General features: G+C 62.0%; 22 protein-coding genes and 1 tRNA gene. 15 read left to right on the top strand and 8 right to left on the bottom strand.

Translation table 11 applies throughout. The features are described 5' to 3' along the window. The first annotated feature begins 100 nt into the window (after window positions 1–100). Window positions 101–3,187 (top strand): glycosyltransferase family 2 protein, encoded by a 3,087-nt coding sequence (locus H3V09_RS02990; protein WP_198190883.1) that lies wholly within the window; start codon window positions 101–103, stop codon window positions 3,185–3,187. Continuing rightward, window positions 3,184–4,707, top strand: a complete 1,524-nt coding sequence (locus tag H3V09_RS02985; RefSeq protein WP_198190882.1) for a DUF5719 family protein — start codon at window positions 3,184–3,186, stop codon at window positions 4,705–4,707. The genes H3V09_RS02990 and H3V09_RS02985 overlap by 4 nt, the downstream gene beginning before the upstream one ends. A gap of 10 nt (window positions 4,708–4,717) precedes the next feature. Here H3V09_RS02985 and H3V09_RS02980 read toward each other — a convergent pair whose 3' ends face one another. Next, a complete protein-coding gene (locus tag H3V09_RS02980; RefSeq protein WP_198190881.1) occupies window positions 4,718–5,152 on the bottom strand; it encodes a metallopeptidase family protein in 435 nt (144 codons plus the stop codon). A gap of 65 nt (window positions 5,153–5,217) precedes the next feature. On the opposite strand from H3V09_RS02980, the gene H3V09_RS02975 reads away from it, so the two are divergent. Both H3V09_RS02975 and H3V09_RS02970 read left to right on the top strand, forming a co-directional pair. After that, window positions 5,218–6,057 (top strand): HAD-IIB family hydrolase, encoded by an 840-nt coding sequence (locus H3V09_RS02975; protein ID WP_415873493.1) that lies wholly within the window; start codon window positions 5,218–5,220, stop codon window positions 6,055–6,057. Window positions 6,058–6,163: 106 nt separating this feature from the next. Further along, window positions 6,164–6,919, top strand: a complete 756-nt coding sequence (locus H3V09_RS02970) for a ComF family protein (protein WP_052733326.1) — start codon at window positions 6,164–6,166, stop codon at window positions 6,917–6,919. Here the strand turns inward: H3V09_RS02970 and H3V09_RS02965 are convergent. From H3V09_RS02965 to H3V09_RS02950, 4 genes are all read right to left on the bottom strand, one after another. Beyond that, window positions 6,916–8,268, bottom strand: coding sequence for a Y-family DNA polymerase (locus H3V09_RS02965; protein ID WP_198190880.1), 1,353 nt, complete (start codon window positions 8,266–8,268; stop codon window positions 6,916–6,918). The genes H3V09_RS02970 and H3V09_RS02965 overlap by 4 nt on opposite strands. Beyond that, on the bottom strand, window positions 8,265–8,882 hold the full coding sequence (locus H3V09_RS02960; protein WP_198190879.1) for a LexA family protein: 618 nt from the start codon (window positions 8,880–8,882) through the stop codon (window positions 8,265–8,267). Before H3V09_RS02960 ends, H3V09_RS02965 begins: the two co-directional genes overlap by 4 nt. Before the next feature lie 88 nt (window positions 8,883–8,970). Beyond that, window positions 8,971–10,089 carry a sensor histidine kinase gene (locus H3V09_RS02955; RefSeq protein WP_198191125.1) on the bottom strand — a complete coding sequence of 373 codons (1,119 nt, stop codon included), beginning with the start codon at window positions 10,087–10,089 and terminating at the stop codon, window positions 8,971–8,973. Window positions 10,090–10,107: 18 nt separating this feature from the next. Beyond that, window positions 10,108–10,845: a response regulator transcription factor gene (locus H3V09_RS02950; protein WP_046323019.1), complete on the bottom strand. Its 738-nt coding sequence runs from the start codon at window positions 10,843–10,845 to the stop codon at window positions 10,108–10,110. 224 nt (window positions 10,846–11,069) lie between these two features. Here H3V09_RS02950 and H3V09_RS02945 point away from each other — a divergent pair, with 224 nt between their 5' ends. Beyond that, window positions 11,070–11,690, top strand: coding sequence for a CarD family transcriptional regulator (locus H3V09_RS02945; protein WP_046323018.1), 621 nt, complete (start codon window positions 11,070–11,072; stop codon window positions 11,688–11,690). Between the two features lie 14 nt (window positions 11,691–11,704). Beyond that, on the top strand, window positions 11,705–12,184 hold the full coding sequence (locus tag H3V09_RS02940; RefSeq protein ID WP_046323017.1) for a 2-C-methyl-D-erythritol 2,4-cyclodiphosphate synthase: 480 nt from the start codon (window positions 11,705–11,707) through the stop codon (window positions 12,182–12,184). 6 nt (window positions 12,185–12,190) lie between these two features. Here the strand turns inward: H3V09_RS02940 and H3V09_RS02935 are convergent, their stop codons facing one another. Continuing rightward, window positions 12,191–13,018 (bottom strand): metal ABC transporter permease, encoded by an 828-nt coding sequence (locus H3V09_RS02935; protein ID WP_046323016.1) that lies wholly within the window; start codon window positions 13,016–13,018, stop codon window positions 12,191–12,193. After that, window positions 13,015–13,890, bottom strand: coding sequence for an ABC transporter ATP-binding protein (locus tag H3V09_RS02930; protein WP_121913132.1), 876 nt, complete (start codon window positions 13,888–13,890; stop codon window positions 13,015–13,017). The genes H3V09_RS02935 and H3V09_RS02930 overlap by 4 nt, the downstream gene beginning before the upstream one ends. Before the next feature lie 211 nt (window positions 13,891–14,101). On the opposite strand from H3V09_RS02930, the gene H3V09_RS02925 reads away from it, so the two are divergent. The 6 genes from H3V09_RS02925 (at window position 14,102) to pyk (ending at window position 22,230) form a co-directional block, all read left to right on the top strand. Beyond that, complete coding sequence (locus tag H3V09_RS02925; protein WP_198190878.1) at window positions 14,102–15,022, top strand: bifunctional methylenetetrahydrofolate dehydrogenase/methenyltetrahydrofolate cyclohydrolase; 921 nt, start codon at window positions 14,102–14,104, stop codon at window positions 15,020–15,022. Between the two features lie 104 nt (window positions 15,023–15,126). Continuing rightward, the gene (rpsA, locus tag H3V09_RS02920) at window positions 15,127–16,632 is read left to right on the top strand and encodes a 30S ribosomal protein S1 (RefSeq protein ID WP_046323014.1); all 1,506 of its coding nucleotides are present in this window, start codon (window positions 15,127–15,129) and stop codon (window positions 16,630–16,632) included. A gap of 86 nt (window positions 16,633–16,718) precedes the next feature. Continuing rightward, window positions 16,719–17,351, top strand: coding sequence for a dephospho-CoA kinase (coaE, locus tag H3V09_RS02915; RefSeq protein ID WP_198190877.1), 633 nt, complete (start codon window positions 16,719–16,721; stop codon window positions 17,349–17,351). 38 nt (window positions 17,352–17,389) lie between these two features. Next, window positions 17,390–19,501 carry an excinuclease ABC subunit UvrB gene (gene uvrB, locus H3V09_RS02910; RefSeq protein ID WP_046323013.1) on the top strand — a complete coding sequence of 704 codons (2,112 nt, stop codon included), beginning with the start codon at window positions 17,390–17,392 and terminating at the stop codon, window positions 19,499–19,501. 173 nt (window positions 19,502–19,674) lie between these two features. After that, on the top strand, window positions 19,675–20,673 hold the full coding sequence (locus H3V09_RS02905; protein WP_046323012.1) for a TerC family protein: 999 nt from the start codon (window positions 19,675–19,677) through the stop codon (window positions 20,671–20,673). 114 nt (window positions 20,674–20,787) lie between these two features. Continuing rightward, on the top strand, window positions 20,788–22,230 hold the full coding sequence (gene pyk, locus H3V09_RS02900; protein WP_046323011.1) for a pyruvate kinase: 1,443 nt from the start codon (window positions 20,788–20,790) through the stop codon (window positions 22,228–22,230). A 208-nt stretch (window positions 22,231–22,438) separates the two neighbouring features. On the opposite strand, the gene H3V09_RS02895 is transcribed toward pyk, so the two are convergent. Continuing rightward, a complete protein-coding gene (locus tag H3V09_RS02895; RefSeq protein WP_046323781.1) occupies window positions 22,439–23,032 on the bottom strand; it encodes an NUDIX domain-containing protein in 594 nt (197 codons plus the stop codon). A gap of 121 nt (window positions 23,033–23,153) precedes the next feature. Here H3V09_RS02895 and H3V09_RS02890 point away from each other — a divergent pair. The 3 genes from H3V09_RS02890 (at window position 23,154) to polA (ending at window position 26,827) form a co-directional block, all read left to right on the top strand. After that, window positions 23,154–23,227, top strand: a tRNA-Leu gene (locus H3V09_RS02890). 49 nt (window positions 23,228–23,276) lie between these two features. Continuing rightward, complete coding sequence (locus H3V09_RS02885) at window positions 23,277–23,924, top strand: ANTAR domain-containing response regulator (RefSeq protein WP_015021953.1); 648 nt, start codon at window positions 23,277–23,279, stop codon at window positions 23,922–23,924. Window positions 23,925–23,932: 8 nt separating this feature from the next. Next, window positions 23,933–26,827, top strand: coding sequence for a DNA polymerase I (gene polA, locus H3V09_RS02880; RefSeq protein WP_198190876.1), 2,895 nt, complete (start codon window positions 23,933–23,935; stop codon window positions 26,825–26,827). Window positions 26,828–26,837 lie beyond the last annotated feature (10 nt).

Raw genomic sequence — 26,837 nt, 5'->3', positions numbered from 1 at the left:
GCCCGAGCGAGGCATCCGGTGACCTCGATTGCGTAGACTGGAACGCATGAGTTTCGTCGCGCCTCAAGCCCAGGATGTCCGGCAGGTCCTCTCTGCAGTTATGAACGCATGTTCGCCTGCTGCCAGCCCTCATGTGGAGGATGCCGTGGCGGCGGTGATCACGGTCGAGCATGACCTGACTTACCTGTCTGATACCCTGCGTGCCCTCTTGCGACAGAGCCTCTTGCCTAGGGTCATAGTTATCGCGGACTGCTCGGGGGTCACTGTGGAGCCTCTCTATGCGCAGTTCCCGGTGGACGGGCCAGCGCGGGTGGAAGTGCAGGTGGTTCGCGCCAAAGGCGCCTCTTCCTTCGGCGATGCCGTGGACAAGGCACTTGGCTATGCCCGTCTGCCTGGTCGAATCCGTGCCCTTTGGCTTCTGCACGACGACTGCCGTCCGATGGATGAGCATTGCCTAGACAGGCTGGTGGACACCTGGCACAGCAATCCCACTGCTTCCCTGTTGGGCGCCAAGCAGTATGACTGGCAGGGCGAGGGACTGCGGGATGTGGGTCGGTATGCCTACCATCACCGAACGGTGAGCCTGGTAGTGGACAGCGAGCCCGACCAGGAGCAGTATGACGCACGCCAGGATGTTTTCGCGGTGAGTCTGGCTGGTGCCCTGGTGCCCATGCAGACTATGAAGGATCTGGGTGGACCAGGTGCCTGGGCTGGAACTTTCGGCCAAGCCGACGACCTTTGCCGCCGCATCTGCCTGTCAGGGGGGCGCGTGGTAGTGGTGCCCAGTGTCCGGATGGCCCATGCCAGCGCACGGATGAGCGGATTGCGCGACCGGAATGGGCGGCCGGTGCAGCCCGACCGTCCCTTGGATGCCTCTATGGGGCCCATACTGGCTCGGGAGCGTTACCTGCTGACTGACTTTGCCTTGCCCTGGTGGCCGCTGGTCTGGCTCTGGCGAGTTCTGGTGGCACTGTGGCTCATGGCCCTTGATCTCATCGGCAAACGGCCCTACAGGGCCCTGTGCCGTCTGTGTGCGCCCTGGCGGATTCTGACCCGTCCTGCGGCCTTGCTGACCATGCGTCGCCGTCTGACTTCCGCCTGCCATGGTAGTCCACGCCGATTGAACATTCTTCAGGCCAACAGTCAGCAGATCCGGCAGTGGCGGCAGCGCAGGCAAGCTTTCCGTGATCAGCAGGAACATCCCATGCTCAGCCACCTGGCCCTGGCTCATTTGCGCCAGCAGTTCCTGCGTCGCCTGGCCTGGGCATCGGGGATGACCATAGCAGTCTTGGTGGCTCTGGTGGCCACTCACTGGCCACTCTGCCGAGCCATTTTCTCAGGAGGTGCCATCCACGCGCCCTTCCTGCCCTCGTCAGGAGCCGACTGGTCCCGCCTGCTGGCGGCGGCCACCACCTCCTGGTCCTGGGCCGGGGGCGTGGGACAGCCTGCAGTTCCTGCCCCCTTCCTCCTGGTGCTCCTGCCCTTCGCCCTGTTGACTGGCGGTCATGTGGCCCAGGCCATGGCCTTGATGCTCCTGGCTGAAACGGGACTGGCCGCTCTGTCTTTCTGGGCCCTGGCCGGCGTGGTCACCAGGTCCAATCCCATCCGCTTCCTGCTGGGGCTGCTCTGGACTTGTCTGGCATTCGCCCTGGGCATAGTGGATGGTCTGCAGTTGCCCATGCTGACGGTCATGGCCTTCATGCCTGCCGCCTTTGCCTTCGTTTTCAAGGCCGTGGGGCTGTATCAGACCGAGGCTCCCGTGCACCCCAAGGCTTCGGTGCAGCAGGCGGCTCTGGCCTCCATCTGCTTCCTGCCGGTCCTGGTAGCCGAACCTCAGCTCATATTGGCCATGATTCCGCTCTTCATCATGGCAATCTGCCTGGTGTCATCCCATCGGATAATGCTGTTGCTGATGCCCCTGCCTTCGGTGCTGGCCCTGGCGCCAACCCTGGTCAACTCCCTGCATCATGCCAAGGACGGGCTTTGGAGGCAACTTTTCGCAGATCTGATGGTGCCCTCGGTGGATCTGACCGGTCAGCCTCGAACCGGGAGCCTGGGGGAACTGCTGGCCCGCCTGTTGGGCCTGGATGCTTCGGCCCTATGGCCCACCAGGTGGCGACCTGAACTCTGGCGTCCTGCCACGCTGGCCTGCTGTCTGCTGGCGGTGGTCCTCCTGGCCTTTGTTACCTTGATTGTGCCTCGGGTGCTCAAGGCGGCCAGGATTCTTTGGATCACGGTCCTGTTGGGCCTGGTTCTGGCGCTGGTCTCGCAGGCGGTCTGCACTGGCCTGGATGAGACCGGTCCAGTGGCTGGTTCAGTCCTGCCCGGCATGATGATGGCATTCATGGGTCTTCTGGCCTGCCTGGGTCTGCTGGCTGGCAGGGCTGTACGCCCCTTCTCGCCTCTTGCTCCCGGGCATGATTCGGCCCCTGCCAACGATGCCGATCGTCCGCCCCTGCCTCCTGCGCAATCCTCTTCAACCTCTGCAATTCCAATCAACGGTGGCGGACGTGTTTTCAGGCTCTTGCTGGTCCTGGTCCTGGGCCTAGTCACTGTGGGTGTAGCAGTGAACGGTCTCGCGGTGCCTGTCGGCGGCCCCTTATCGGCTGACGGCCGACAGCTTCCGGCTGTGGCGGTGGACTACCTGGAGAAGAATCCATCCCATCGGGTGCTGGTGCTGACATCGCCCTCCCATGGTCGCGTGGCCTACACCGGTCTGCACACCTCACGAGGAGAGCTAATTGATGCCTCACCTGCCCTGCGCGTCCAGAGGGTGAATGGCATTCAGCTGGCAGGCGAGGATGTCCTCTCGCATTCAGCAGCTGCTCTGATGGCCAAAGCTGACTCAAAAGCCGTAGCTGCGGTGACTGACCTGGGTTTCGGCGGTATCTATGTGCCAGTCGATCGTTCCGGATCAGCTGGTTTGGGGTCCACGCCCAACGATGACCTGGTGTCCAACATCACCGCCAGCGATGGTGCCCAGCAAGTGGTGGCCAATGCACAGGGAACCTATTTCCGTTTGAACTCACAGTCCGGCAAGGACGTGGGCGTTGACATGACTGGTGTCACACGAGCAGAGGCCAGCACTTGGAGGCGGGTCTGGCTGTGGACCCTGGGCCTGGTCCTGCTGGGATACTGCCTGGTGGCTCTGCCGCGTCCGGGCTACTTTGGAGGGGAGCAGCTATGAGTGCACGAAGCAAGGGATCCCTGGTGGCCGCTCTGGTCACGGCGCCCCTGGTGGCGGTCCTGATTGCCGTTCTGCTGATCTGGGCACCTCCAGCCTCATTGGCTGATGGTGCCCGAGGATCTACAGCCGTTTCCAGCCGGGTCAGTCAGCGAGAGGCAGCGGCCTACTGCCCGGCTCGAATGACGGTAGCGGACGAGGATAAGGTCGGTGATGACCAGTTCAAGGCATCGGAGGGCGATCTGAGCTCCCGCGTCACGGCCGCCGCCTTCGGATCCATTGGCAGTTCCAGCCTGACCCCAATGGGAAGTGGGCGACACACCACGTTGACTGATCCCGATCTCTTGGACGGGCAGAAAGTCATGGCCGCTTCGCTCGACCCCGGCGCTTCGGCCACTGCCTTCGATTCCCGGATGCTCAAGTCCCAGCCGGGTACGGGGGCTGCTGCCGGTATGGTCTCCTGGGCCACAAAGGGTGATCTTAGAGGAATCCAGGCGTTGGCTTGCCCCCGGGCCGTCATGGATGCCGACTTCCTGTTGCCCGCCACCAGCAGAGGGAATACCCAGCGGTTGGTGGTCTACAACCCGTCATCCAAGGCCACGGTGATCAGTCTCGAGGTCCAGGGTTCGCACTCCTCAGGTAGGCTGCCCCTGGAGACAAGCAAGACCATGACCGTGGCTCCTGGCGGCCATGCCTCATATGATCTGTCTGCGGCGGCTCCTGGTCAGCAGGCCATCTACGTCCGGGCTCGCAGCTCACAGGCTCCGGTAGCCATGTCGGTCTCCGTCAATGTTATGGCCGGACTTAATCCACGCGGGTCTGATCAGATGACTACATTGGCGGCTCCCGGCCGTGATCTGGTCATTCCCGGCCTGCGCGGGGCTGACCAGGCCACTCTGCTTCTACAGGGATCCCATGCCACGGCGGTGGACCTGTTCTGGGTGGATGAAGGCGGTCAGCAATCCTTGCGGCGGGTGGATCTGCGGGGCTCTCATGCCACGGCGGTGAATCTGGGTGGTGTGCCCGATGGCAAGCTGGCTCTGCAGGTGCATGCCGACCGGCCCGTCCGTGCAGTCCTGCAGGTGACAGGCCAGGGCAGCCAGGACCAGTCACAGTCCGACCTGGCTCTGATTCCCGCGGGGACTGCTGCTGCCTCCTCGGCCCTGACTATATCCCAGCCTGCCCAGGCCGCGCTGACGCTGGTCAATCCATCGACGAATCAGATCAAGGCCGAACTGGTTGGATTCGACGAGAAGGGCAACAAGCTGGGGGAGCGCTCGCTGACCATAGAAGCAGGTCGTGCCCATGAGCTTTCAACCCACGATTTGGGCGACCATGTGGCCGCCGTGCGGCTGAATGAGGCTTCCGAGCATGGCTCCTCCCGGTTGATCTGGAACGCACGCCTGAGTGTGGACGCGGTCAAACAGGCTGGCTTGGCTGGTCTGGCGATCATGACTCCTGACGGGCTCATGCCCACGACTACCGTGATCCGCTCCGGCCCAGACTCCACTGTCCTGCCCTAAGATTCGGCCCTCAGCGTCCCCACATGGGGTCGATCTCTTCGGGGTCACGCCCGTACAGGTCAGCCAGCTGCAGGACAAGCTCGTCGCGGATGATCAGCTCCAGCTCCGTGCGGTCTCGGGTCTTGCTCTGGATGGGCATTCGGTAGAGAACGATCCTGGCGGGGATGCCGCGGCCTGCCGGAAAACTGCGTGAGAAGAGGTCTGACTGGTCCTCCCATGGGGTGGGGTCGGAGGGCGGTACATCCTCGACCGCGAATTGGACGGGCTTGACCAGTTGTGGCCAGCCGGAGCCCAACCGCCGAATCTGGGCTGCGGTCAGATCGTCGAAGATCCCGCATCTGGTGCGATAGCGGGGCAGGCGGGTGCCGAAGGTGGGCCGACGAATCCCCCGGCCATGACTGTCCCTGTAGACGCTACGGGACCAAGGCGGCTGATCGTTGATCATGACACTCACCATAGCCCCCAACCCGGAGGCATTTTTCGATTCAGGGTGTCTTGTAGCATGGAGCGATGATCGACAAGCGGATGGGAGCAATCATGGCGGAGGATGGTGCGGTGAACGTGGCCTGGTGGGGCAGCCAAGACATAAGGTCCATCTGCGCACGGGCACGGGTGCTGGCCTTCGATCTGGACAACACCCTGGCGCTGTCCAAGACCCGCATGGACCAGACCATGGCTGTCCATTTCGCTGCCCTCACCCGGTTCCGGCCCGTGGCCATCGTCTCTGGCGGGCGGTTCAGCCAGTTCCGCGACCAGGTGTTGGATGCCCTGCCTGAGGATACCTGTTTCAATCAGCTGCATCTGATGCCCACCAGCGGCACCCGCTACTACCGCTGGCAAGATGGGAACTGGGATTGCGTTTATGCCCACGATCTGAGCACCCAGGACCGGCAGGCAGCCGAGGCCAGCCTGGAGCGCAGGGCCAAGCAGCTGGGAGACTGGGAGGAGCAGGTCTGGGGGCCGCGCATCGAGGATCGCGGCAGCCAGATAACCTTCTCCGCCCTGGGTCAGCAGGCCCCCGTCCAAGCCAAGGAGGCCTGGGATCCGGACAACAGCCGCAAGGATGCCCTAGCCCGGGCCGTGGCCGCAGACCTGCCCCACCTGCAGGTGCGATCCGGCGGCTCCACCAGCGTGGACATCTCAGCCAAGGGCATCGACAAGGCCTATGCTATGACCTCCCTGGCCAAGATACTGGGCGTGGATGTCGGTCAGATCGCCTTCGTGGGCGACCGGATGGATCCGGACGGCAACGATTATCCAGCTGCTATGGCCGGGGCCATGGCTCTGCGTGTGCATAATCCGGCCGATGCCCTGGACCTGATCCGGGCCCTGGAGGCAGATCTGGCCTGAAGCTGCTGAACCTGTCCGCAGACAATCCTGTGAACGGATGGTCTGTTCATGCACATGGCTCTGTCCTGCTTTCCTATCCTCAATGTTTGAGGGTTGACTAGGCGTTATGTGCAACCTTTCATTGGCATCCGGCCGGTTCCGACAGGCCGCTTGTACTGTCGCCTCAGCCTTGGCTAGCTCGGCGCTGGACTTGCTGGCTCCTCGATCCTGCGCCGGCTGTGATCGCCCCGATCTTCTGCTATGCCCCACTTGCAGATCCCTGCTCTTCCGGCCCCTGTCGGTGCCTGCGCCCGCCTATGCCATGGGCCTGGCTCTGGCCTGTGCTCCATATCGAGGACCTGTCAGGCGGATCATTCTAGCTTGGAAGGATCACGACAACCGGCCCTTGGACGCACCCTTGGGCCAGGTCATGGCCGATCTTGCTCCAGTCCTGGCCAGACTGATCGATCCTCTGCTCCGGTCCAAGCCTGCGAAGGCGATCCTGGTGGTTCCCGCTCCATCCTCGTCCGCATCCCTGCGCAGGCGGGGGAGGGTTCATCTTCAACCGATCCTTCTGTCTCTGGTCCAGGCCCTGCAGCAGCAGGGCCTGACTGCCCGTGTGGAACCGGCGCTGATCATGAACTCCGTCAGAACCAAGTCCGTCCAGGCGGGCGGCCGTCGGAACCGTTCACGTCGGCTGGCGGACCGGATCGCAATTGCGGATCCCCCACGCCTGGCTGGCCATCCCGTCCTGGTGGTGGACGACATCATCACCACAGGATCCACCATCCGCCAGTGCGCTTGTGCCCTGGAAACCGCAGGTGCCCTGCCGTTGGCTGCCTTAGCTCTAGCGGCCGTTTCTCCAGGCCATGAGGATCTCTAGCGGGCCTGGACCACGGCCATCTCATCCCAGCGGGTGGTGGACCGGGGGGAGAGCATGCCCCGGTTCATGGCCCAGTCGGCCCCTGTATCTTCGTCGCCTCGGCCCTTGCCGCGGATGCCTCCGTAGCCTACGCCTACCCGGAAGGGGCCGAAACGACGGGTGGCATCCTCTAGGACATCCCCCAGACCATGGGTGTCCCGGGCTGCGTCCAGGCCTTCCAGGGTGTGGAAGTGGTCGGCATCAGTCAGGTCCAACAGAACCACCCCGGCTCGGATCCAGCGGGCGTGCGGATCCACTCGACCCTTGAGCGCCCGGCTGGCTGCGCCGGCGATGACCAGGGGGTCGTCGCTGGGATCCTCCAGGACGACAGTCCGGCCGACTGCGCAGAACTGCTGGGGCGCATAGGGACTGGTGGAGCAGAAGACCCGCACCTTGCCGCACAGGCCGTGCTGTCGACGCAGACGGCGGCAGGCCTTCTGGGCATAGATGCTCAGCGCCTGGGCCAGAGTGGTGTAGCCCTCGATAGGGTGGGAGAACATGCGCGAGCACAGAATCTGATCGGTGCGCACACCCCTGGCGGCATCCGCCTCGGGTTCGATGCAGGGCCGTCCCCTCAATTCCAGGACAGTGCGTTGCAGCATGACGGAGAACCGGTGACGGATCAGCGAGGGATCGGCATCGCGCAGATCCAGAGCGGTGGTGATGCCCATGCCCATGAGCCTGCCTGTCAGCCGTCGGCCCACCCCCCAAACCTGGTCGACGGGCACTGATGCCAGAGCCTGGTCGCCATACTGGGCTTCCACCTGGCTCCAGAGGGTGATTCCCTCGGTCGAGGGATGGTCCTTGGCCCAGTGGTTGGCCACCTTGGCCAGGGTCTTGGTAGGCGCCACCCCCACGCTGACGGGAATGCCGGTGGACCGCAGGACTGCGGCACGCAGCTCCCGGCAGATCTCGACAGTGCGCTTGTCGTTCCAGATGCTGTCCATGAAGCACTCGTCGATGGAATAGACCTCCTGGTTGGGCAGGAAATGGGCCATGATGGCCATCATGCGCCGGGAGAGGCTGGCGTAGAGCTCATAGTTGGAACTGCGGGCTACCACCCCGTCCTGCAGGGCCCGTTCACGAATGGTGAACCAGGGTGTGCCGTTGGTGATGCCCAGGGCCTTGGCCGGGCGGTTGCGGGCCACTACGCAGCCGTCATTGTTGGACAGCACGACCACCGGGCGGTCAGCCAGGGAAGGGTTGAAGACGGCCTCGCAGGAGGCAAAGAAAGAATTGGCATCAGCCAGGACTACTCGGCCTGTCAGAGCGGTCCCGGGTGCAGGATCGGCCGGTTTTGGCGCGCTCATGCCGACCCCCAGCCCGTGGAAGGATAGGTGGGTTTTCGGCCCTGGCTTCCCGTACGCCTGCGTTCATGCAGGGTGTGTCCGGGATAGGTGACCTGAGGCAGGGGAGAGCCGCTCCGGGATTCGCCCTTGGTATCTACCCGCTGCCAGTGGTAGTTGCCGATGACCACCCCCCAGATGACCAGTTCCTCGCCCTCCTGGGGCATGAAGTCGGGGTAGGCGGGGTTCTCGGCCCGCAACATGGTCCGTCCCTTGTACCTGGCCAGCCGCTTGACCAGCAGCTCGTCGTCCAGGATGGCGATGACGATGTCCCCCTCACGTGGCTCTAGGGAACGGTCGACCACCAGCAGATCCCCATCGAAGATGCCGGCGCCGGTCATGGAATCGCCTGCCACATGGATGATGAAGGTGGCGTCGGGGTGGACGATGACGTTCTGATCGAAGCTGAAGTCGCCGCTGAAGTAGTCCTGAGCGACTGAGGGAAAGCCGGCGTGGACGGCCTCCAAGGCCTGGGGAACGGGACTGGGGCGCCTTCGGAAGAGGCTCAGGGCATCGACCCGGCACTCCGGCAGAGAAGCAGGGGCCGCCTCTGGCGACCCATGGATGGTAGCGACCATGGCACACCTCAAACTCGATGACATTCGAACAAATGTTCGATTTCATTATGAGTCGAAGTCCGCCTCCCAGTCAATGCGGCGCGTCGGATCAGTCGGAACGGCCCACGCCCTCCTCGTCCGCGTCCTCGTCGAGGTCGCGGTGATATCTGGGCAGGGTGATCTCGAAGTCCGCTCCGCGCGGATCGTCCACCACCTGCACCTGACCTCCATGCAGCTGGGCCGCCCAGCGCGCGATGGACAGTCCCAGCCCGGTGCCGCCCGACTCCGTGCCCGGCCCGGCCTTGCCTTTGACGAAACGCCGGAAGATATCGGTACGGGCCTCGGGAGGTATCTGCGAGCCGAAGTTGACCACGTTGGTGACTATGGTCTCCTGCTGCCGGTCCTCGTGGGCTTGGATCAGCACCGTGGTGCCGTCGGCCGAGTGCTTCAGGGCGTTGCTGATGACGTTGGTGAAGAGCTGGCGCAGCCGGTCCTGGTCGCCCTCCATTCTCAGGCCCTTCTCCAGGTCCACCTGGATGTCGTGGGCGTGCCCGGCATCGGCTATGGCTAGGGGCTGAAGGGTCTCGTCGATGAAGTCCCCGAAGTCGAAGTCCTCGATCTGCAGGCTGGCGGCCCCGGCCTCCATCCTCGACAGGTCCAACAGGAAGGCGATCAGGTCGGACAGACGATGGGTCTGCTCCAGAATTCCCTCCAGGTTGGCTGGTGTGGGCTCGGTCACCCCGTCCGCCATGTTCTCCACCATGGCCTGCAGGGCCGAGACCGGGGTACGCAGCTCGTGACTGACATTGGCCACCATGTCCCGGCGCATCTGGTCGGCGTGCTGGAGCTCCTCGGCCATCTCGTTGAAGGACTGGGCCAGGAGCCCCACCTCGTCATGGCTGGTCGTGGTGGCGTGGACCCGGACCGTGTAGTCCCCGTCGGCCATGGCCTCGGCAGCATCCCGCATCTGCCGCAGGGGGGCGGTGAGTCCTCGGGAGAAGAAATAGGTGATTCCCAAGGCCACCACCAGGGTCAGCGGCATGGCAATCCAGCCGCTCCAGCCCATCTTCAGCAGGAACCAGGCCATGACGAAGGCGATGGCTGTGGAGATGATGATCAGAACGCTCAGCTCCACCTTCAATGAGGCGAAGGATCCGATGGGCCGTTCGCGGTCCACCCGTGCACTCAGACTGGGTCCCTTGCGCCGGCTCCTGCCGTCCTTGCTCATGGTGTGCATCCGCGGCCGTTACCGCTGGTCCTGGTCCTGATCCTCGGGCGGCTCGAAGGCGTAGCCCACTCCATGCACGGTGCGGATCATCTGCGAGCCCAGCTTGTGACGCAGGGCCTTGACGTGGGAATCCACCGTCCTGGTGCCCGAGGCATCCACCCAGTCCCAGACCTCCTCCAGCAGCTTCTCGCGGGTGAGTACGGACTTGGGTCGGCGGGCCAGCGTGGCCAGCAGGTCGAATTCGGTGGGGGTCAGATGGATCTGCTCCCCGCGTAGGGTCACGATGCGCTGGGCCGGGTCGATGACCAGGGATCCAAAATCCAGCACCTTCTCGTTCTCGGAGTTCTTGGCGATGACCTTGGCCCGCTCCACCCGGCGCAGGAGGGCCTTGCAGCGGGCGATCAGCTCGCGCATGGAGAAGGGCTTGGTCATATAGTCGTCGGCACCGGCGCCCAGACCGGTCACCTTGTCGGCCTCATCGTCCCGGGCGGTCAGAATCAGCACCGGCACCGGCCGCTCGGCCACGATCCTCTTGGTGGCCTCCAGTCCGTCCATGACGGGCAGCATGATATCCATGATGACCAGGTCGGGTTTGATCTGGGATGCGGCCTGCACGGCGCTGGCACCGTCCGAGGCCACCCGTGCCGTCCACCCTTCGGCGGTGATGCGCTGGGCGATGGCGGTGGCCAGGGTGGGTTCGTCCTCAACCACCAGGATGGTGCTGGGTGTAGTGTAGCGGCTTGTGTTTTTGATCATGCCTACCTCTGTCTTCGATCACTGATCCGCAAAACGATGCTCGTCATGCGGGGTGGAGCCTTGTCGGCATTCGTTCCACCACCGTCGTTTCTTCCAGAATAGTCTTCAGAGTCTCCAGGGGAAGTGTGCTCGCAGAGAATCGCGTCGTCGTCGAGTCCCCGTCGGCAAGTCCATGCGCAATGGCATTATTATATGGTATTTTCTCGACTCGTTCTGGAGGGCATATGGGTTACAAGGTCGGTGACATGGTCGTCTATCCGCGTCATGGGGCCGCCAGAGTGGATGCCATCACCGAACGGACCGTCAAGGGTGTCACTCGCAAGTACCTGCAGCTGTCCGTGCTCTCCTCGGATGGGCTGGTCATCAACGTCCCCGTCGAGAACGCGGCCAAGGTGGGCGTCAGGGACATCGTCGACGCCAAGGCGGTGGCCAAGGTCTTCGAGATCCTGCGCACTCCGGTGGTCGAGGAGAAGGAGATGAACTGGTCCCGCCGCTACAAGCTGAACGTAGAGAAGATCGCCACCGGCGAGGTCAACAAGATCGCCGAGGTGGTGCGGGACCTTTCCCAACGCGACGTGGACGAGCACGGGCTGTCGGCGGGCGAGAAGCGGATGCTGATCAAGGCCCGCAAGATCCTGACCTCCGAGATCGCCCTGTCCGAGAATCTGGACGAGGATGAGGCCCAGCGTCTGCTGGACGTCAATCTGGGCTATGCGGAGCCCATGCCCGGTGACGACAAGCACCATACCAAGTCTCCCAAGGAGCCAGCTTCCAAGACTCTGGCACGGGTGGCCCAGGAGGCTGCCAAGACCAAGGGCAAGGGCAAGACTAAGGGCAAGCGCTGAGGCCGGAGCCGGCCATGGATCATCCAAGCATCGGACTGGGTTTTGATGCCCATCGCTTCGATCCGACTGGTGAACGCCCCCTCTGGCTGGCCTGCCTGTCCTGGAATGATGGAACCCCTGGACTGCTGGGCGATTCTGACGGTGATGCAGCTGCCCATGCCCTGATTGATGCCATCCTGTCAGCTGCTGACTTGGGCGATATAGGCACCTTGTTCGGCCTAGGAGCACAGGCTCCTGGAGCGGGCATGCATGGGGTAGCCATGTTGGAGAAGACCATGACCTGCCTGCATGAGCACGGTCGCAGGTTGCTCAATGCTTCCGTGGTTATCGTCGGCCAGCGCCCCAGACTTTCTTCTCGTCGTCACCTGGCGCAGCAGGCCATGAGCCAGGCAGTTGGCGCACCGGTTCGGCTGACCGCCACCACTACTGATGGCATGGGTTTTACTGGTCACAACGAGGGCATCGCCGTCATGGCCACCGCGCTGGTGGGCTGACTGGCATCAGGCACGCAGGGCTGCCCATCCCCTGGCCAGAGCCCAAAAGAGGGTGGATAGGGTCACGATGATGAAGCTTGGCGGGGCTGGCACCATGGCCGAAATCACCAGGCCTCCCCAGATGGAAGCCAGGCAGATCAGTCCCGACAGAAGCATGGCCCTCAAGGGAGAGGCCACCAGGATGTTGGCCGTGGCCGCTGGGGTGACGACCAGAGCGAAGATGAGCAGGGTCCCCACTGCTGGCACGGCGATGGTGATAACCCCGGCCATGATGGCCATGAAGGTTAGGTTCATCAGCCCGATAGGCACGCCGCGAGCCTGGGCCACCTGCTCGTCCAGGGAGCTGAAAAGCAGGGGCCGGTAGATCAGAGCCAGCAGGATTAGCAGGGCTGCGTCGAAGATTATGAAGCCGATGACCTGCCCTCGGGTGATGGTCAGGATGGATCCGAAGAGGATGGCCTGCATCTGCTGGGAGGCCGAACTGGACATCCTGGCGAAGAAGAGCCCCAGACCAGTGGCGAAGGCCAGGACCGTGCCCGTGGCGATTTCCCTCTGGGAGGCCCGCTTGCCCAGGGCGCCGATGACCAGCGCCCCGCCCAGGGCGAACAGGCCCATGCCGGCAGAGACCGGCAGCCCAAGCAGGACGGCCCCCGTGGCGCCTGGCAACCCGATGTGGGCCAGGGCATGGGCGGCGAAGGTGGAGTGTCTGGCGATGGTGAAGTAGCCCATGGCTCCGGCGGCCACAGCGATGCACAGACCAGCCACCATGGCGTTGCGCATGAAGGGAGCGGCGAGGATCTCCATCCAATGGGGATCGAAGACTTGTGTGGTCATGAGGTCCTTTCCCGGTCCGTCCCATGCAGGCGGGCCACCTGGCTGGGTTGGTAGCGATTGTGGACGGGTCCGATCGGCTCGTCCATGTCGGGGGCTACGAACATGTCCCCCTGGGGTGTGGTGACCACCTCCACCTTGGTGCCATAGAGGTGGGTGAGCAGGTCCGAGTCCAGCACGTCGTCCATGCGGGCGTAGTGGGGGTGCCCGTCCAGCAGGTAGACCGCCCCGGTCAGTACCGGCAGCAGCATGTTCAGGTCATGGGCCACCACTTGGATGGTCATGCCCAGACGGCTGTTGAGCTGTGCCAGCAGGTGGACGGTGGCGCGCTGCCCGGCCAGATCCAGATTGGCCAGGGGCTCGTCCAGCATGAGCAGATCAGGATCGCAGACCAGGGCCTGGGCGATTGCCACCCGCTGGCGCAGGCCGCCGGAGAGCTGCGACAGGCGCAGGTGGGCCCTGTCCTCCACGCCGACGAAGCGCATGGCCTTTCTGGCGCGCTCGCGGTCCTGCCGGGTGACGGGGTGGATGCCGAAGCGGGTGCCGGTCAGCCCCAGCAGTACGGACTGCTCAGCCGTCAGGTTGGAGTCGATATCCGACGTATAGCTCTGGGGTACGTAGCCGATGTGGTCGTTGGCTTGGCCGGCCGGCTGCCCCAGGACCTGCAGGCTGCCGGCATCCAGGGGGAGCAAGCCCAGCTCGGCCTGCATCATGCTGGTTTTGCCGGTGCCGTTGGTGCCCACGATGGCGGTTACGGTCCCCGATGGAATGGCGAAGGTTCCCTCCGACCAGATCAGCCGCCCGGATCGGCGGATGGCGGCATGGTCGAAGACAATGCAGGCCTGCGTGGATGTTCTATCCGTGTCCGTATCCATGGCGTCCTTCCCACAGGCATCCAAATTGGTGATCCTGCTCTTATTGAGCATGATTCTCATTATGGTGGGGAAGGGGACAGCGCGCAACTTCGTCAGCCAAGTCCTCCCGGACCGGCCCTTGGACAGTGGTTCCAGTCGGGGAGGAATCTGCGCTAGGCTGGCTCAGACAACTTTGACAAGGGTTTGCGCCCGCTTGGATGATGGAGACGTATTGACGGCAGTGAAACTAGACGGAAAGGCGGCGGCTGCAGAACTCAAGGAGGACCTGCGCGCTCGTGTGGCTAGGCTGACGGCCATGGGGCGCATTCCTGGCCTGGGGACCATCCTGGTAGGGGAAGATCCCGGTTCGCTCAAGTATGTGGAGGGCAAGCACCGGGACTGCAGCCAGGTGGGCATCCGGTCCATCCGAGTGGATCTGCCCGCCGATGCCGGCAAAGATCGGATTCTAGCTGCAGTGGATCAGCTCAACCAGGATCCTGACTGCACCGGCTACATTGTCCAGTTGCCCCTGCCCGATGGAGTGGACCCCACTGAGATCATCGAGCGCATCGATCCGGCCAAGGACGCCGACGGCATGCATCCTTACAATCTGGGCCAGCTGGTTCTGCATGCCGACGGCCGGGTGCGGACCCCTCTGCCCTGCACCCCGCGGGGGGTCCTGTACCTGCTGGACCATTACGGGATTGACCTAGCCGGCAAGGAGGTCTGCGTGCTGGGCCGAGGATTGACTGTGGGTCGCACCATCGGACTGCTCCTGACCAACCGCGGGGTGGATGCCACCGTGACCCTCTGCCATACCCGCACCAAGGATATTGATGCCCATCTGCGCAGGGCTGATGTGATCATTGCAGCCGTGGGTCAAGCCGGGCTGGTTGGCCCAGACCAGGTTCGCCAAGGTACCGTCCTGGTGGATGTAGGCGTCTCCCGGATTTGGGATCAGCAGGAGAAGCGCTGGCGGATCAAGGGCGACATCGATCCGGCCGCAAGGCTGTCTGCAGCTGCCTATACGCCAAATCCCGGCGGTGTGGGGCCCATGACCCGGGCTATGCTCTTGGTCAATGTTGTCGATTCCGCTGAGCGAGCCGCAGGAATCCCTGTGCGCGACACGCCCGAGGCTCCCCGGCGACAATGACCGCGGTGTCTCCTATCATGGGGAATGTTCACGCCTGCCGGCGGGAACGCATAACTCAATAACGGTAAAAATATCCACCAACTATACAAGAAACAATTTAATTAATGGCAGAGAATAACAAGGAAGTCCCTCAGGTCGCGGTCAATGACATCGGATCCGAGGAAGACTTCATCAAGGCAGTCGATTCCACCATCAAGAACTTCGACGATGGGGATCTGGTCGAGGGGACGGTCGTTAAGATCGACCATGACGAGGTTCTGCTGGACATCGGCTACAAGACCGAGGGCGTGATTCCCTCCCGCGAGCTTTCCATCAAGAAGGATGTCGATCCCGACGATGTGGTCCAGGTCGGTGACACCATTGAGGCTCTGGTCGTCACCAAGGAGGACAAGGAAGGCCGTCTGATCCTGTCCAAGAAGCGCGCCCAGTACGAGCGTGCCTGGGGCGACATCGAGAAGATCAAGGATGCTGACGGCGTCGTCGAGGGCACCGTTATCGAGGCCGTCAAGGGCGGACTCATCGTCGACATCGGCCTGCGCGGCTTCCTGCCCGCATCCCTGGTCGAGATGCGCCGCGTTCGCGACCTGTCTCCCTACATCGGCCAGAAGATCAAGGCCAAGATCCTGGAGCTGGACAAGAACCGCAACAATGTGGTCCTCTCCCGCCGCCAGTACCTGGAGGAGACCCAGTCCGAGGTGCGTGAGACCTTCATGGCCCAGCTCAAGAAGGGCCAGATCCGCGAGGGCACGGTCAGCTCCATCGTCAACTTCGGCGCCTTTGTCGACTTGGGCGGCGTGGACGGCCTGATCCACGTTTCCGAGCTCTCCTGGAAGCACATCGATCACCCCAGCGAGGTCGTCAAGGTGGGCGACAAGGTCACCGTCGAGGTGCTGGATGTCGATATGGACCGTGAGCGTATCTCGCTGTCCCTCAAGGCCACCCAGGAAGACCCCTGGCAGCGCTTCGCCCGGACCCATGTGCCCGGACAGATCGTCAAGGGCAAAGTCACCAAGATTGTGCAGTTCGGCGTCTTCGTTTCCGTCGAGGACGGCATCGAGGGCCTGGTTCACATCTCCGAGCTGGCCAACCGCCACGTGGAGAACCCAGAGACCGTGGTCAAGCAGGGTGAGGAGATCTTCGTCAAGGTTATTGACGTCGATCTGGATCGCCGCCGCATCTCACTGTCCCTCAAGCAGGCCGACGACTCTGTCGACCCGACTTCCGAGGACTTCGACCCGGCCATCTACGGCATGCCTGCCGAATATGACGAGGACGGCAACTACAAGTACCCCGAGGGTTTCGATCCCGAGAGCAACGAGTGGATCGCCGGCTACGAGAAGCAGCGGGAGGAGTGGGAGTCCCAGTATGCGGCCGCCCACGACCTCTGGGAGCAGCACAAGGCTTTCGTGGCCAAGGAGTTGGAGAACGCCGAGGCTTCGGCCGCCGAGGACAGCCGGTCCTCCCAGGCGCCCGCCGCCGGTTCCCACTCCCACCGTCAGAGCTCTGAGGAGACCACCAACTACAGCTCGGAGTCCAGCTCCGAGGGCACTTTGGCCTCCGACGATCAGCTGGCCGCCCTGCGCGAGCAGCTGCTCAAGGAAAAGAAGTGAGCATTAAGTAGTGAATGGAGGGGTCCGGCCTCGGTCGGGTCCCTCCATTTGTATGTGTTGCCATCAGCATTGCCTGGGAGGTCTGGATGATACGTGTGGGATTGACCGGGGGGATTGCGGCCGGCAAGAGCACGGTGGCGGCTCGGCTGGCTCGGAACGGGGCCAGGGTCATCGACTACGACAGGCTCTCCCACGAGGTCATCGCTCCGGGCGGACCTGGGGTAGGGCCGGTCCTCGAGCGGTTCGGAGCAGACTGCGGGGATGGCCATGGGGGAGTGGACAGGTCAGCCTTGGCTGCGCGGGTCTTCGGAGGAGCGACGGCCGACCGGGACCGCAAGGATTTGGACGACCTCATCCATCCGCTGGTCTATGACCTGGCCGCCAAAGCCGAGCGGCCCTGGCTGGAGGGTTCCGAGGTGGTGGTGCATGAGGTGCCCCTGCTGACCGAGGTGCGCTCAGCCATACCGTTTCACTTTGACAAGATTCTGCTGGTGGAAGCCCCCAGTCAGGTGAGGATTGCGCGCATGGTGAATCAGCGGCATATGTCTCAGAGTCAGGCTGTTGAGCGCATTGGCTCACAGACCAACAGCAGTGCGCGGCGCGCTCAGGCCGACCTGCTGGTGGACGGGTCACAGCCTATCGAACAAATGTTCGAGTCTGTTGATAGGATATATGGAGAGCTGAAATCCTTGGCCCAGGGTTCCTCGCACAGTAACTGACGGGCCTTGGCGAATGACGCATCCTGGAAGGGAGTTTCATGGGGTTCAACATAGAGCGGACCGATAAGCCCTTCGTGGTCAAGTCTCCCTACAAGCCCTCCGGCGACCAGCCAGAGGCTATCGAGGAGCTGGCTACACGGATTGAGAATGGCGAGAACGATGTGGTGCTCATGGGCGCCACCGGCACCGGCAAGACCGCGACCACGGCCTGGCTGATTGAGCGCCTGCAGCGGCCCACTCTGATTCTGGAGCCCAACAAGACCCTGGCCGCCCAGCTATGCGCCGAGTTCCGCGAGCTCATGCCCGACAATGCGGTCTCCTACTTCGTCTCCTACTACGACTACTACCAGCCTGAGGCCTACATTCCCCAGACGGACACCTACATCGAGAAGGATTCCAACATCAACGACGATGTGGAGCGGCTCCGGCACGCCGCCACTGCCAACTTGCTGACTAGGCGCGACTGCGTGGTGGTGGCCACCGTCTCCTGCATCTACGGCTTGGGCACGCCCGAGGAGTACGCCGGCCGCATGCTCTTTCTGCACGAGGGGGACCGGATCAACCGGGACGACCTGCTGCGCAAGTTCGTGGACATGCAGTACAAGCGCAACGACATCGCCTTCACCCGAGGCACCTTCCGAGTGCGCGGCGACACGGTTGAGATTATCCCCGTCTATGAGGAGCTGGCCGTCCGCATCGAATTCTTTGGCGATGAGATCGACCGCATCTCCACCCTGCACCCGCTGACCGGGGACGAAATCGCCCATGAGACCTCAGTGCACATCTTCCCCGCTTCCCACTATGTGGCCGGTCCCGAACGGATGGAGCGCGCCCTGAAGACTATCAAGGAGGAGTTGGACTGGCGTGTGGGCCAACTGCGCAAGCAGGGCAAGGAGCTGGAGGCCCAGAGGCTGACCATGCGCACCACCTACGACCTGGAGATGCTCACCCAGATTGGCACTTGCTCCGGAGTGGAGAACTACTCCCGTCACTTCGACGGGCGCGAACCTGGTACGCCGCCTCACACCTTGCTGGACTTCTTCCCTGACGACTTCCTGCTGGTCATCGACGAGTCCCATGTGACCGTCCCCCAGATCGGAGCCATGTACGAGGGGGATGCCAGCCGCAAGCGGACTCTGGTGGAGCACGGCTTCCGCTTGCCTTCGGCCATGGACAACCGTCCGCTGAAGTGGCCTGAGTTTCTGGACAAGGTGGGCCAGACGGTCTACCTGTCGGCAACGCCAGGCGACTATGAGATGGGCCTGTCCGACGGGGTGGTAGAGCAGGTCATACGGCCCACAGGCCTGCTGGATCCCGAGGTGGAGGTTAGGCCTGTCAAGGGCCAGGTGGATGATCTCCTGGACGAAATCAAGACAAGGGTGGATCGCCACGAGCGGGTTCTGGTAACCACGCTGACCAAGAAGATGGCCGAGGATCTGACCGATTACCTACTTGAGCGCGACATCAAAGTGGAATACTTGCACTCTGACGTGGACACCCTCAGGCGGGTGGAGCTCCTGCGGGAGCTGCGCGAGGGCAAGATCGACGTCATCGTGGGCATCAACCTCCTACGCGAGGGACTGGACCTGCCTGAGGTCTCCTTGGTGGCCATTCTGGATGCGGACAAGGAGGGCTTCCTGCGCTCATACCGCTCACTGATCCAAACCATCGGCCGTGCGGCCAGGAACGTGTCCGGCAAGGTCATCATGTACGCCGACGAGGTCACCGACTCCATGGACAAGGCCATCAGCGAGACCAATCGTCGTCGGGCCAAGCAGATCGCCTACAACAAGGAACATGGCGTGGATCCCAAGCCATTGATCAAGAAGATCAGCGATGTCAACGACATGCTGGCCAAGGAGGACGTGGATACCCAGACCCTGCTGGCAGGAGGCTACCGCAACGCCAACAAGGCTGGCAATTCCCACCTGGGCGTTCCCCTCTACGACAAGGAGGAGGCCGACAAGCGGCACCAGGAGATTCTCCAGGCTGGTCTGCCGGCGCAGGATCTTGCCGACCTGATTCGTCAGCTGAGCGACCAGATGCACACGGCTGCGCAACAGCTGCAGTTCGAGCTTGCAGCCCGTCTGCGCGACGAAATCAAGGATCTGAAGAAGGAGCTGAGGCAGATGACCGAGGCCAAAAAATAAGTTTAGCCTTAGCCTTGGTCCATGGCTTTTGGTCCGACCAGGCCATGCTTCAAGATTGTGACAATGAATGAGGAATCATAGGCCCGATCCTGCGGAACACCGCTTGCAAGGATGTTCTGATGGGCGGGCCGGGAAGATGAGCACGTCATATCTTGCCACTAGAGTCAGGTGATATGTCCGAGACACCTCTGCCGTTCATGGTTGTGAGCCTGGTTGTGCTGGCCCTCTTCTTCGTGGTCGATCTTCTGGTGATCGGACGGCGACCACACGTGCCTTCCACCGGCGAGTGCGTGCGGCACATTGCCTTCTTCGTGGTTATGGCCTTGATTTTTGGTGCGCTGATCTGGAAGGTGGCTGGGTCCAAGCCGGCCATCGAGTTCTACTCGGGCTGGCTGACCGAGTACTCGCTCAGCATCGACAACCTCTTCGTCTTCGTCATCATCATGAGCAATTTTGCCGTGCCCTTGCGTCTTCAGCGCTATGTGCTCAGCATCGGCATTACTATCGCCCTACTGCTGCGCGGCGTCTTCATCCTGGCCGGAACGGCACTAATTACCCGCTTCACTTGGGTATTCTTCATCTTCGGCTTCTTTCTGCTCTATACCGCCTGGAACATGGTCTCCAGCCGCGGCAAGCAGGAGGAGTACCACGAGAACGGGCTGATCAGGATCCTGCGCCGGGTCATCCCCATCACCAGCCACTATGACGGTGAGCATCTGCGGACCACCTTTGAGGGCAAGCGCTACTTCACGCCCATGCTGGTGGTTTTCCTGGCCATTGGCACTACAGATGTTATGTTCGCCTTCGACTCCATTCCGGCCATCTTCGGACTGACCAAGGATCCCTTCATCGTTTTCACCTCCAATGTCTTCGCCCTGCTGGGCCTTCAGCAGCTTTACTTCCTGCTTGGATCCCTGCTCGACAAGCTGGAGTATCTGCCCCTTGGGCTGGCTGTGGTTCTGGCCTTCATCGGAGTAAAGCTGATCATGGAGGCTCTGCACGGCAACACCCTGCCTTTCATCAACGGCGGGCGGTCCTTGACTGCCGTGCCGGAGATACCGACCTGGGTGTCCCTGCTGGTCATCGTCCTGGCCATCGGTATATCCGCACTGGCGTCAGTGCTCAAGAGTCGCCATCAGTCCTTTGAATCAGCTGCACAGGGAGTAAGGTAATTAACAATCCCCTGAGCCACTAGGGTTGTTAGCGCTAACGGGAAATACTGGTTCCCATCATGCTAAGTCTGTACAATAGAACGGTAAGTAAGAAAAAGAACAGGCAGGTAGCATATGCGCAAAGCCAAGATCGTCGATACCATCGGGCCGGCTTCGGAGTCGCTGGAGAACATCACCAAGCTGGTCAGGGCCGGCATGGATGTGGCCAGGCTCAACCGGTCCCACGGCACTCCCGAAGATCACCTCAAGGTTTATAACAACGTGCGTCAGGCCAGCAAGGAGACTGGACGCAACGTGGCGGCCCTGGTCGATTTGCAGGGTCCTAAGATTCGTTGCGGCTGGTTCAAGAAGAACGAGCAGGGCGAAGACAAGGTCTTCCTCAAGGAGGGCCAGGAGTTCACCATCACCACCGATGATGTCGAGGGTGACGAACACATGACCTCCACCACCTTCAAGGGTCTGCCCGGTGACTGCCATCCCGGCGATCCCATTCTGATTGATGACGGCAAGGTCCGTCTGGAGGTCACCAAGGTCGAGGGCAACCAGGTTCACACCAAGGTGGTCGTGGCTGGTCCGGTCTCCTCCCACAAGGGCATCAACCTACCCGGCGTGGCCGTGAGCCTACCGGCATTGACCCCCAAGGACGAGGAGGACTTGCGCTGGGGCATCCGCACCGGTGCCGACATCATTGCCATGTCTTTCGTCCGCTTCGCCACCGACATCGACCGCGCCCATGAGATCATGGACGAGGAGGGTCGCCGCATCCCCATCGTGGCCAAGATCGAAAAGCCCCAGGCGGTTGAGAACCTGGAGGAGATCGTCAAAGCCTTCGACGGCATCATGGTAGCCCGCGGCGACATGGCTGTGGAGATGCCGTTCGAGCAGGTTCCCCTGGTGACCAAGCGCTGCATCGAGCTGGCCCGTCAGTACGCCAAGCCGGTCATCGTCGCTACTGAGGTTCTGGGATCCATGGTTCATTCGCCCATCCCCAGCCGCGCCGAGGCCTCCGACTGCGCCAATGCCGTCCTTGACGGTGCCGACGCCACCATGACCTCCAACGAGACCGCCGTGGGCGACTACCCCGACACCACGGTCTCTACAATGGCCCGGATCTCTGAGTACGCCACCACCCACGGGTTTGATCGTATCCCGGATATGCACAACCTGGACATGTCCAACTCGGGTGCTGTCTCTTCCGCTGCCGTGGACCTGGCTGACAAGATCAACGCCAAGGCCATCGTGGCCTTCACTCAGACCGGCAACACCGTGCACCGCGTCTCCCGCGAGCGTCCGGCCGCCCCCATCTATGCGCTGACCACCGATGAGCACACTTATCATTGGCTGGCACTGAGCTGGGGCACCGAGGCCTTCATGTGTGAGCAGGACTACCACGACTTCAACCGTGCAGGCCTCATGGCCTTCGTGGACTCCACTTTGAAGAAGCAGGGCAAGGTCTCCGACGGCGACTGCCTGGTGGTGCTCAGTAGCGCCCAAGGCGAGTATGAGCCGGGAAACACCGACTGCATCTACGTCCACACAGTTGGCGCCAACGACTGATCTCCGGACTGTTGCCTGACTGCCGTCTGAGTCAGCCAGGCAGCTGGACCTTTAGAGTCATTCGATGCTGACACAGCAAAGAACCGGTGGTCTTTCCCCGCCTAACAAGGTAGGGGGAGAGGTCACCGGTTCGCTATGTGATTGCTCCTGTGCTAGTCGGCTCGCTGCTAAGGCGTTTAGGTAGCAGGCAATTGTCGCAGGAACAGCCTCAGTGCAGGTCGGACAGTCCGATTTTGGCTCGCAGGATGGCGATGGTGGTTTTAGCATCCAATATGGTCCCTGCGATCACCATGTCATAGGCCTCATCCACGGTGAAGAGCCGCACATTCTGGTGGGGAGTCTCTGGTGCCAGGCTGGAAGGTTGCACCGCTGTCAAGCCTTCGGCATAGAAGAGCGTGGTGTGTTGCGTGGAGAAGCTTGGAGTGTTGATGAACCTCGCGAACTGGTTGAAGGAGGCAGCCTTGTATCCGGCCTCTTCGCGCAGTCGTCTGGTAGCCACATCGATGGGGGCCTCCTTGTCGTTGAGCGGATGGCCGGCCGGCAGCTCAAGGGTCCAACGATGGGTGGGCAGACGGTACTGCTCGACCAGGGGTATCCTTCCATCGTCGGTGATGGCTAGGACGGCGATGGTGTCTCCATGCTTCTCGCTGACGATGCTGCGATCGAAGGTCTGATTGTCACTGGATTCAAAGGTGACCCTGTCGACGCTGAAGTAATGGCTGTCCATAATTTGCTTGCGGGCCTTTTCCTGGACGGGGGAGGTGCGCCAAGGATCGAACCGTCGATAGATCTGAGTGGTCATCATGCTCTCCTTCGACTGCTGATGTGCCTGTATACATAACTGTCTTCATTCTAAGGCAGATTCAACACGAATAACCTTGCGTCGTCGCCAAAGTATGGTAGATTCTCTGTGGTAACAAAAAGCCCCCGTATCCCAATTGGTAGAGGAAACGGCCTCAAAATCCGTGCAGTGTGAGTTCGAGTCTCACCGGGGGCACGATAAAGCGAACCCCATCCGTCACTCATCGGTTTTCGGTGGAGCCAGGATGGACTTTCAGGAAACGAGGTTGAAAGTGGCTTCAGAGAGTAAGAACCGCAGCGATTCCCCCGAAGGGCGGACCGTGGTTGTGGCGGAAGATGAGGCTTTGATCAGGCTCGATACCGTCGAAGCTCTCGAGGATGCCGGCTATGACGTGGTCGGCCAGGCAGCCAGCGGCCAGGAGGCCATTGATCTGACTCGTGAGCTGAGACCCGATGTAGTCGTTATGGACGTGAAGATGCCCGGCACCGACGGCATTACCGCCGCTACTGAGATCGGTAAGGAGAATCTGGCCCCGGTGGTTATGCTGACGGCGTTTTCTCAGCAGAGTCTGGTCGAGAAGGCGGCTGATGCTGGGGCTATGGCCTATGTGGTCAAGCCCTTCGCTCCGGAAAAGCTGCTTCCGGCCCTTGAGGTGGCCATTTCACGCTTCGATCAGATCAACGCCCTGAAGGACGAGGTAACCGACATGAAGGCCCGTTTCGAAGCCCGGAAGCGGGTGGACAGGGCCAAGGGCCTGCTCATGGAGAGCATGGGCATGACCGAGTCTGAGGCCTTCCGCTGGATCCAGAAGACATCCATGGACCGCAGGCTGACCATGCAGGAGGTGGCCGACGTGGTCATCAACAACGTGGCCAATCAGAACGATCGTTAGTCATTCTTATGGAAGACCAGACGAAGGAGCAGGACAAGGACGGCCGCACCCTGCTGGTCGTCGATGGACATTCGCTGGCCTTCCGGGCCTTCTATGCCCTTCCCGTCGAGAGCTTCACTACCTCGACGGGGCAACCCACCAACGCGGTATGGGGCTTTGCCACCATGCTGGCGGATGTAATGGCCAAGGAGAAGCCCACTCACATGGGCGTGGCCTTTGACGTCAAGGGCGGCACCTTCCGCAACGCAATGTTGCCCCAATACAAGGGCACCCGTGAAGCCGCTCCCAAGGAACTGCTGAGCCAGCTGCCTCTGATCCAGGACCTGCTTAAGGGCCTGGGCATCACCTATATCGAAAAGCCCGGTTACGAGGGCGACGATATCATCGGCACGCTGGCCACCATGGGGGAGCAGGCCGGGTTCAAGACCCTGGTCCTGTCGGGGGACAGGGATGCCTTTCAGCTAGTGGACGACGACATCACCGTGCTCTACCCAGGCCACCACTTCAAGAACCTCAAGCACATGACGCCCCAGGCCATCATGGATCGCTACAAGGTGACCCCGGAGCAGTATCCGGATCTGGCCGCCATGCGCGGCGAGGGGGCCGACAACATCCCTGGCGTGCCGGGTGTGGGCGACGGCTATGCCGCCAAGTGGATCAACAAGTACGGATCGTTGGATTCCATTCTGGAACACGCTGACGAAATCGGCGGCAAGAAGGGCCAGGCATTGGCGGAGAATGCCGACCAGGTGCGACTCAACCGGAAGGTCAATGCCCTGGTGCGCGACCTGGATCTGGGCGTGAAGGTGGAGGATCTGCGTTTCGGCACCATCCATACGGATCAGGTTCTGCCCATCTTTGAGCAGCTGCAGTTCGGCCCGCAGACCCGCAAGAAGATCCTGCGCGGATTCAACACGGTTGCCGATTACGATTACTCTCCAGCTTCAGCGCTGGTGGATGTCAGCAACAAGCAAGAGGAGTTCACGCAGCCCGAGCGTGATAAGGCGGAGTCCGCCGACCAGCTGCGGGACTGGTGTGAGAAGTATCTGCCGGATAAAGCCCTCTGCCGGCGCTCGGCAGACCATGTCAAGGCCATGGCCGATGCCCTGGACCAAATCAAAGACATCGGAGACTCCGACCAGAATGCCATGCGCTGCAGTGAAGCCATGAAAGAGCACTGGGTTCTTCACGCCATCGGCTGGGCCAAGCACGGCGACTACGGCCTGGAGGAACTGGCTGTTCTCTCCATGGATGGCCACGGCCTGGTCCTTATGGCGGAAGACATTGACGAAGCCATGCGTGAAGCCATCCAGGAGCTGATTGACCAGCGGATTGGGACCTGCGTGGTCCATGGTTACAAGGAGCATCTGCACTTCTTGGAGAGCCAGGGACTGCACATGCCCCTGCCCCTGTTCGATACCAAGCTGGCAGGCTATCTGGCTGAGCCTGATTTCCACGCTGACAATCTGGAACAGGCCGTAGCCCACTTCCTGGCCATCCCCGTAGAGGAGGAGCCTGAAGCCACACAGGGGGCCCTGGCCCTGGACGGGCGAGAGGATGAGGACGAGCGTCGGCGGGGGACTCGGATTCTTCGTCAGGCGCAATACGTCATGATGGTTTCCGAGCGCCTGCAGGAACTTATCGACGAGCGTCATCAGTACGGGCTGCTCCGCACCATAGAGTTGCCCACCTCCGCAGTCCTGGCGCAGATGGAGACCGAGGGCGCCAAGGTGGACGATGCCCGCCTGAAGGAGATGCACGACCGGTTCGCTGCAGAGGCCCGTCAGGCTCAGGAAATCGCTTGGGATAAGGCCGGCAGCCGTGTCAACCTGCAGAGCCCCAAGCAGCTTAGCAAGGTGCTCTTTGATGATATGGGCCTGGTGCCCACCCATAGGACTAAGACCGGTTCCTATTCCACCAACGTCTCGGTCCTGCAGGACTTGTATATAAAGTCGGTCAACAACGAACGGGCCAACGACTTCCTGGGCGCGCTCCTCAAGCATAGGGAGACCAACAAGCTCAAGCAGATCGTGCAAACCCTGCGCGAGGCTGTCAATCCCCGGGATGGACGGCTGCACACCACCTATGAGCAGACCGTGGCCGCCACTGGCCGGTTGAGCTCGGTTGATCCCAACTTGCAGAACATTCCCAACCGGGATGCCCGTGGGCGTGAGATTCGTTCGGCCTTCGTGCCTGGCAGCGGGTACGAGGCGCTACTTTCCTCGGACTACTCCCAGGTGGAGCTGCGGATCATGGCCCATCTTTCCGGAGACCAGGCCTTGATCGATGCCTTCAAGTCCGGCGCTGACTTCCACCGGTACGTGGCCAGCCTGGTCTACGACATCCCCATGGAGGAGGTCACCGGGGACCAGCGCTCCCATGTGAAGGCCATGAGCTATGGTCTGGCCTATGGACTGAGCACCTATGGCCTGGCCCAGCAGCTCAAGATTAGTCCGGCCGCGGCTGATGTGTTGCGCGCCAAGTACTTCGCCACCTTCGGCAAGGTCCATGAGTACTTGGAGTCCCTGGTGGCCGATGCCCGTGAGAAGGGTTACACCGAGACCATGTTCGGTCGTCGGCGCTACTTCCCGGGGCTGCGTTCCAAGCGCCGTCCCACCCGCGAAGCCGCCGAGAGGGCCGCTCTGAACGCGCCCATCCAGGGGTCAGCTGCCGATATCATGAAAATCGCCATGATCAAGGCCAGCCGTGCCTTGTCCGATCAGGGGCTGAAGAGCCGAATCTCCCTGCAGATCCACGATGAATTGCTGGTGGAGATCGCTCCCGGAGAGACCGACAAGGCCACCAAACTGGTCAAGGATTCCATGGAACATGCCGTTGAATTGGCCGTGCCCCTGGATGTGTCCACCGGCATTGGCCAGGATTGGGAGCTGGCCGCTCACTGAACTAACATGG

Origin of the sequence: Bifidobacterium sp. M0399 (assembly GCF_016100595.1) — a bacterium.
Classification (GTDB): domain Bacteria; phylum Actinomycetota; class Actinomycetes; order Actinomycetales; family Bifidobacteriaceae; genus Bombiscardovia; species Bombiscardovia polysaccharolytica.
The sequence above is the reverse complement of the archived record's forward strand: the minus strand, read 5'-3'. Positions and strand labels throughout refer to the sequence as shown.

Excerpts from the sequence above, each read along its gene's own strand:
- H3V09_RS02990 (WP_198190883.1), top strand. The coding sequence starts at position 101 with ATGAACGCATGTTCGCCTGCTGCCAGCCCTCATGTGGAGGATGCCGTG.
- H3V09_RS02985 (WP_198190882.1), top strand. The coding sequence starts at position 3,184 with ATGAGTGCACGAAGCAAGGGATCCCTGGTGGCCGCTCTGGTCACGGCG.
- H3V09_RS02980 (WP_198190881.1), bottom strand. The coding sequence starts at position 5,152 with ATGATCAACGATCAGCCGCCTTGGTCCCGTAGCGTCTACAGGGACAGT.
- H3V09_RS02975 (WP_415873493.1), top strand. The coding sequence starts at position 5,218 with ATGATCGACAAGCGGATGGGAGCAATCATGGCGGAGGATGGTGCGGTG.
- H3V09_RS02970 (WP_052733326.1), top strand. The coding sequence starts at position 6,164 with ATGTGCAACCTTTCATTGGCATCCGGCCGGTTCCGACAGGCCGCTTGT.
- H3V09_RS02965 (WP_198190880.1), bottom strand. The coding sequence starts at position 8,268 with ATGAGCGCGCCAAAACCGGCCGATCCTGCACCCGGGACCGCTCTGACA.
- H3V09_RS02960 (WP_198190879.1), bottom strand. The coding sequence starts at position 8,882 with ATGGTCGCTACCATCCATGGGTCGCCAGAGGCGGCCCCTGCTTCTCTG.
- H3V09_RS02955 (WP_198191125.1), bottom strand. The coding sequence starts at position 10,089 with ATGAGCAAGGACGGCAGGAGCCGGCGCAAGGGACCCAGTCTGAGTGCA.
- H3V09_RS02950 (WP_046323019.1), bottom strand. The coding sequence starts at position 10,845 with ATGATCAAAAACACAAGCCGCTACACTACACCCAGCACCATCCTGGTG.
- H3V09_RS02945 (WP_046323018.1), top strand. The coding sequence starts at position 11,070 with ATGGGTTACAAGGTCGGTGACATGGTCGTCTATCCGCGTCATGGGGCC.
- H3V09_RS02940 (WP_046323017.1), top strand. The coding sequence starts at position 11,705 with ATGGATCATCCAAGCATCGGACTGGGTTTTGATGCCCATCGCTTCGAT.
- H3V09_RS02935 (WP_046323016.1), bottom strand. The coding sequence starts at position 13,018 with ATGACCACACAAGTCTTCGATCCCCATTGGATGGAGATCCTCGCCGCT.
- H3V09_RS02930 (WP_121913132.1), bottom strand. The coding sequence starts at position 13,890 with ATGGATACGGACACGGATAGAACATCCACGCAGGCCTGCATTGTCTTC.
- rpsA (WP_046323014.1), top strand. The coding sequence starts at position 15,127 with ATGGCAGAGAATAACAAGGAAGTCCCTCAGGTCGCGGTCAATGACATC.
- coaE (WP_198190877.1), top strand. The coding sequence starts at position 16,719 with ATGATACGTGTGGGATTGACCGGGGGGATTGCGGCCGGCAAGAGCACG.
- uvrB (WP_046323013.1), top strand. The coding sequence starts at position 17,390 with ATGGGGTTCAACATAGAGCGGACCGATAAGCCCTTCGTGGTCAAGTCT.
- H3V09_RS02905 (WP_046323012.1), top strand. The coding sequence starts at position 19,675 with ATGTCCGAGACACCTCTGCCGTTCATGGTTGTGAGCCTGGTTGTGCTG.
- pyk (WP_046323011.1), top strand. The coding sequence starts at position 20,788 with ATGCGCAAAGCCAAGATCGTCGATACCATCGGGCCGGCTTCGGAGTCG.
- H3V09_RS02895 (WP_046323781.1), bottom strand. The coding sequence starts at position 23,032 with ATGACCACTCAGATCTATCGACGGTTCGATCCTTGGCGCACCTCCCCC.
- H3V09_RS02885 (WP_015021953.1), top strand. The coding sequence starts at position 23,277 with ATGGACTTTCAGGAAACGAGGTTGAAAGTGGCTTCAGAGAGTAAGAAC.
- polA (WP_198190876.1), top strand. The coding sequence starts at position 23,933 with ATGGAAGACCAGACGAAGGAGCAGGACAAGGACGGCCGCACCCTGCTG.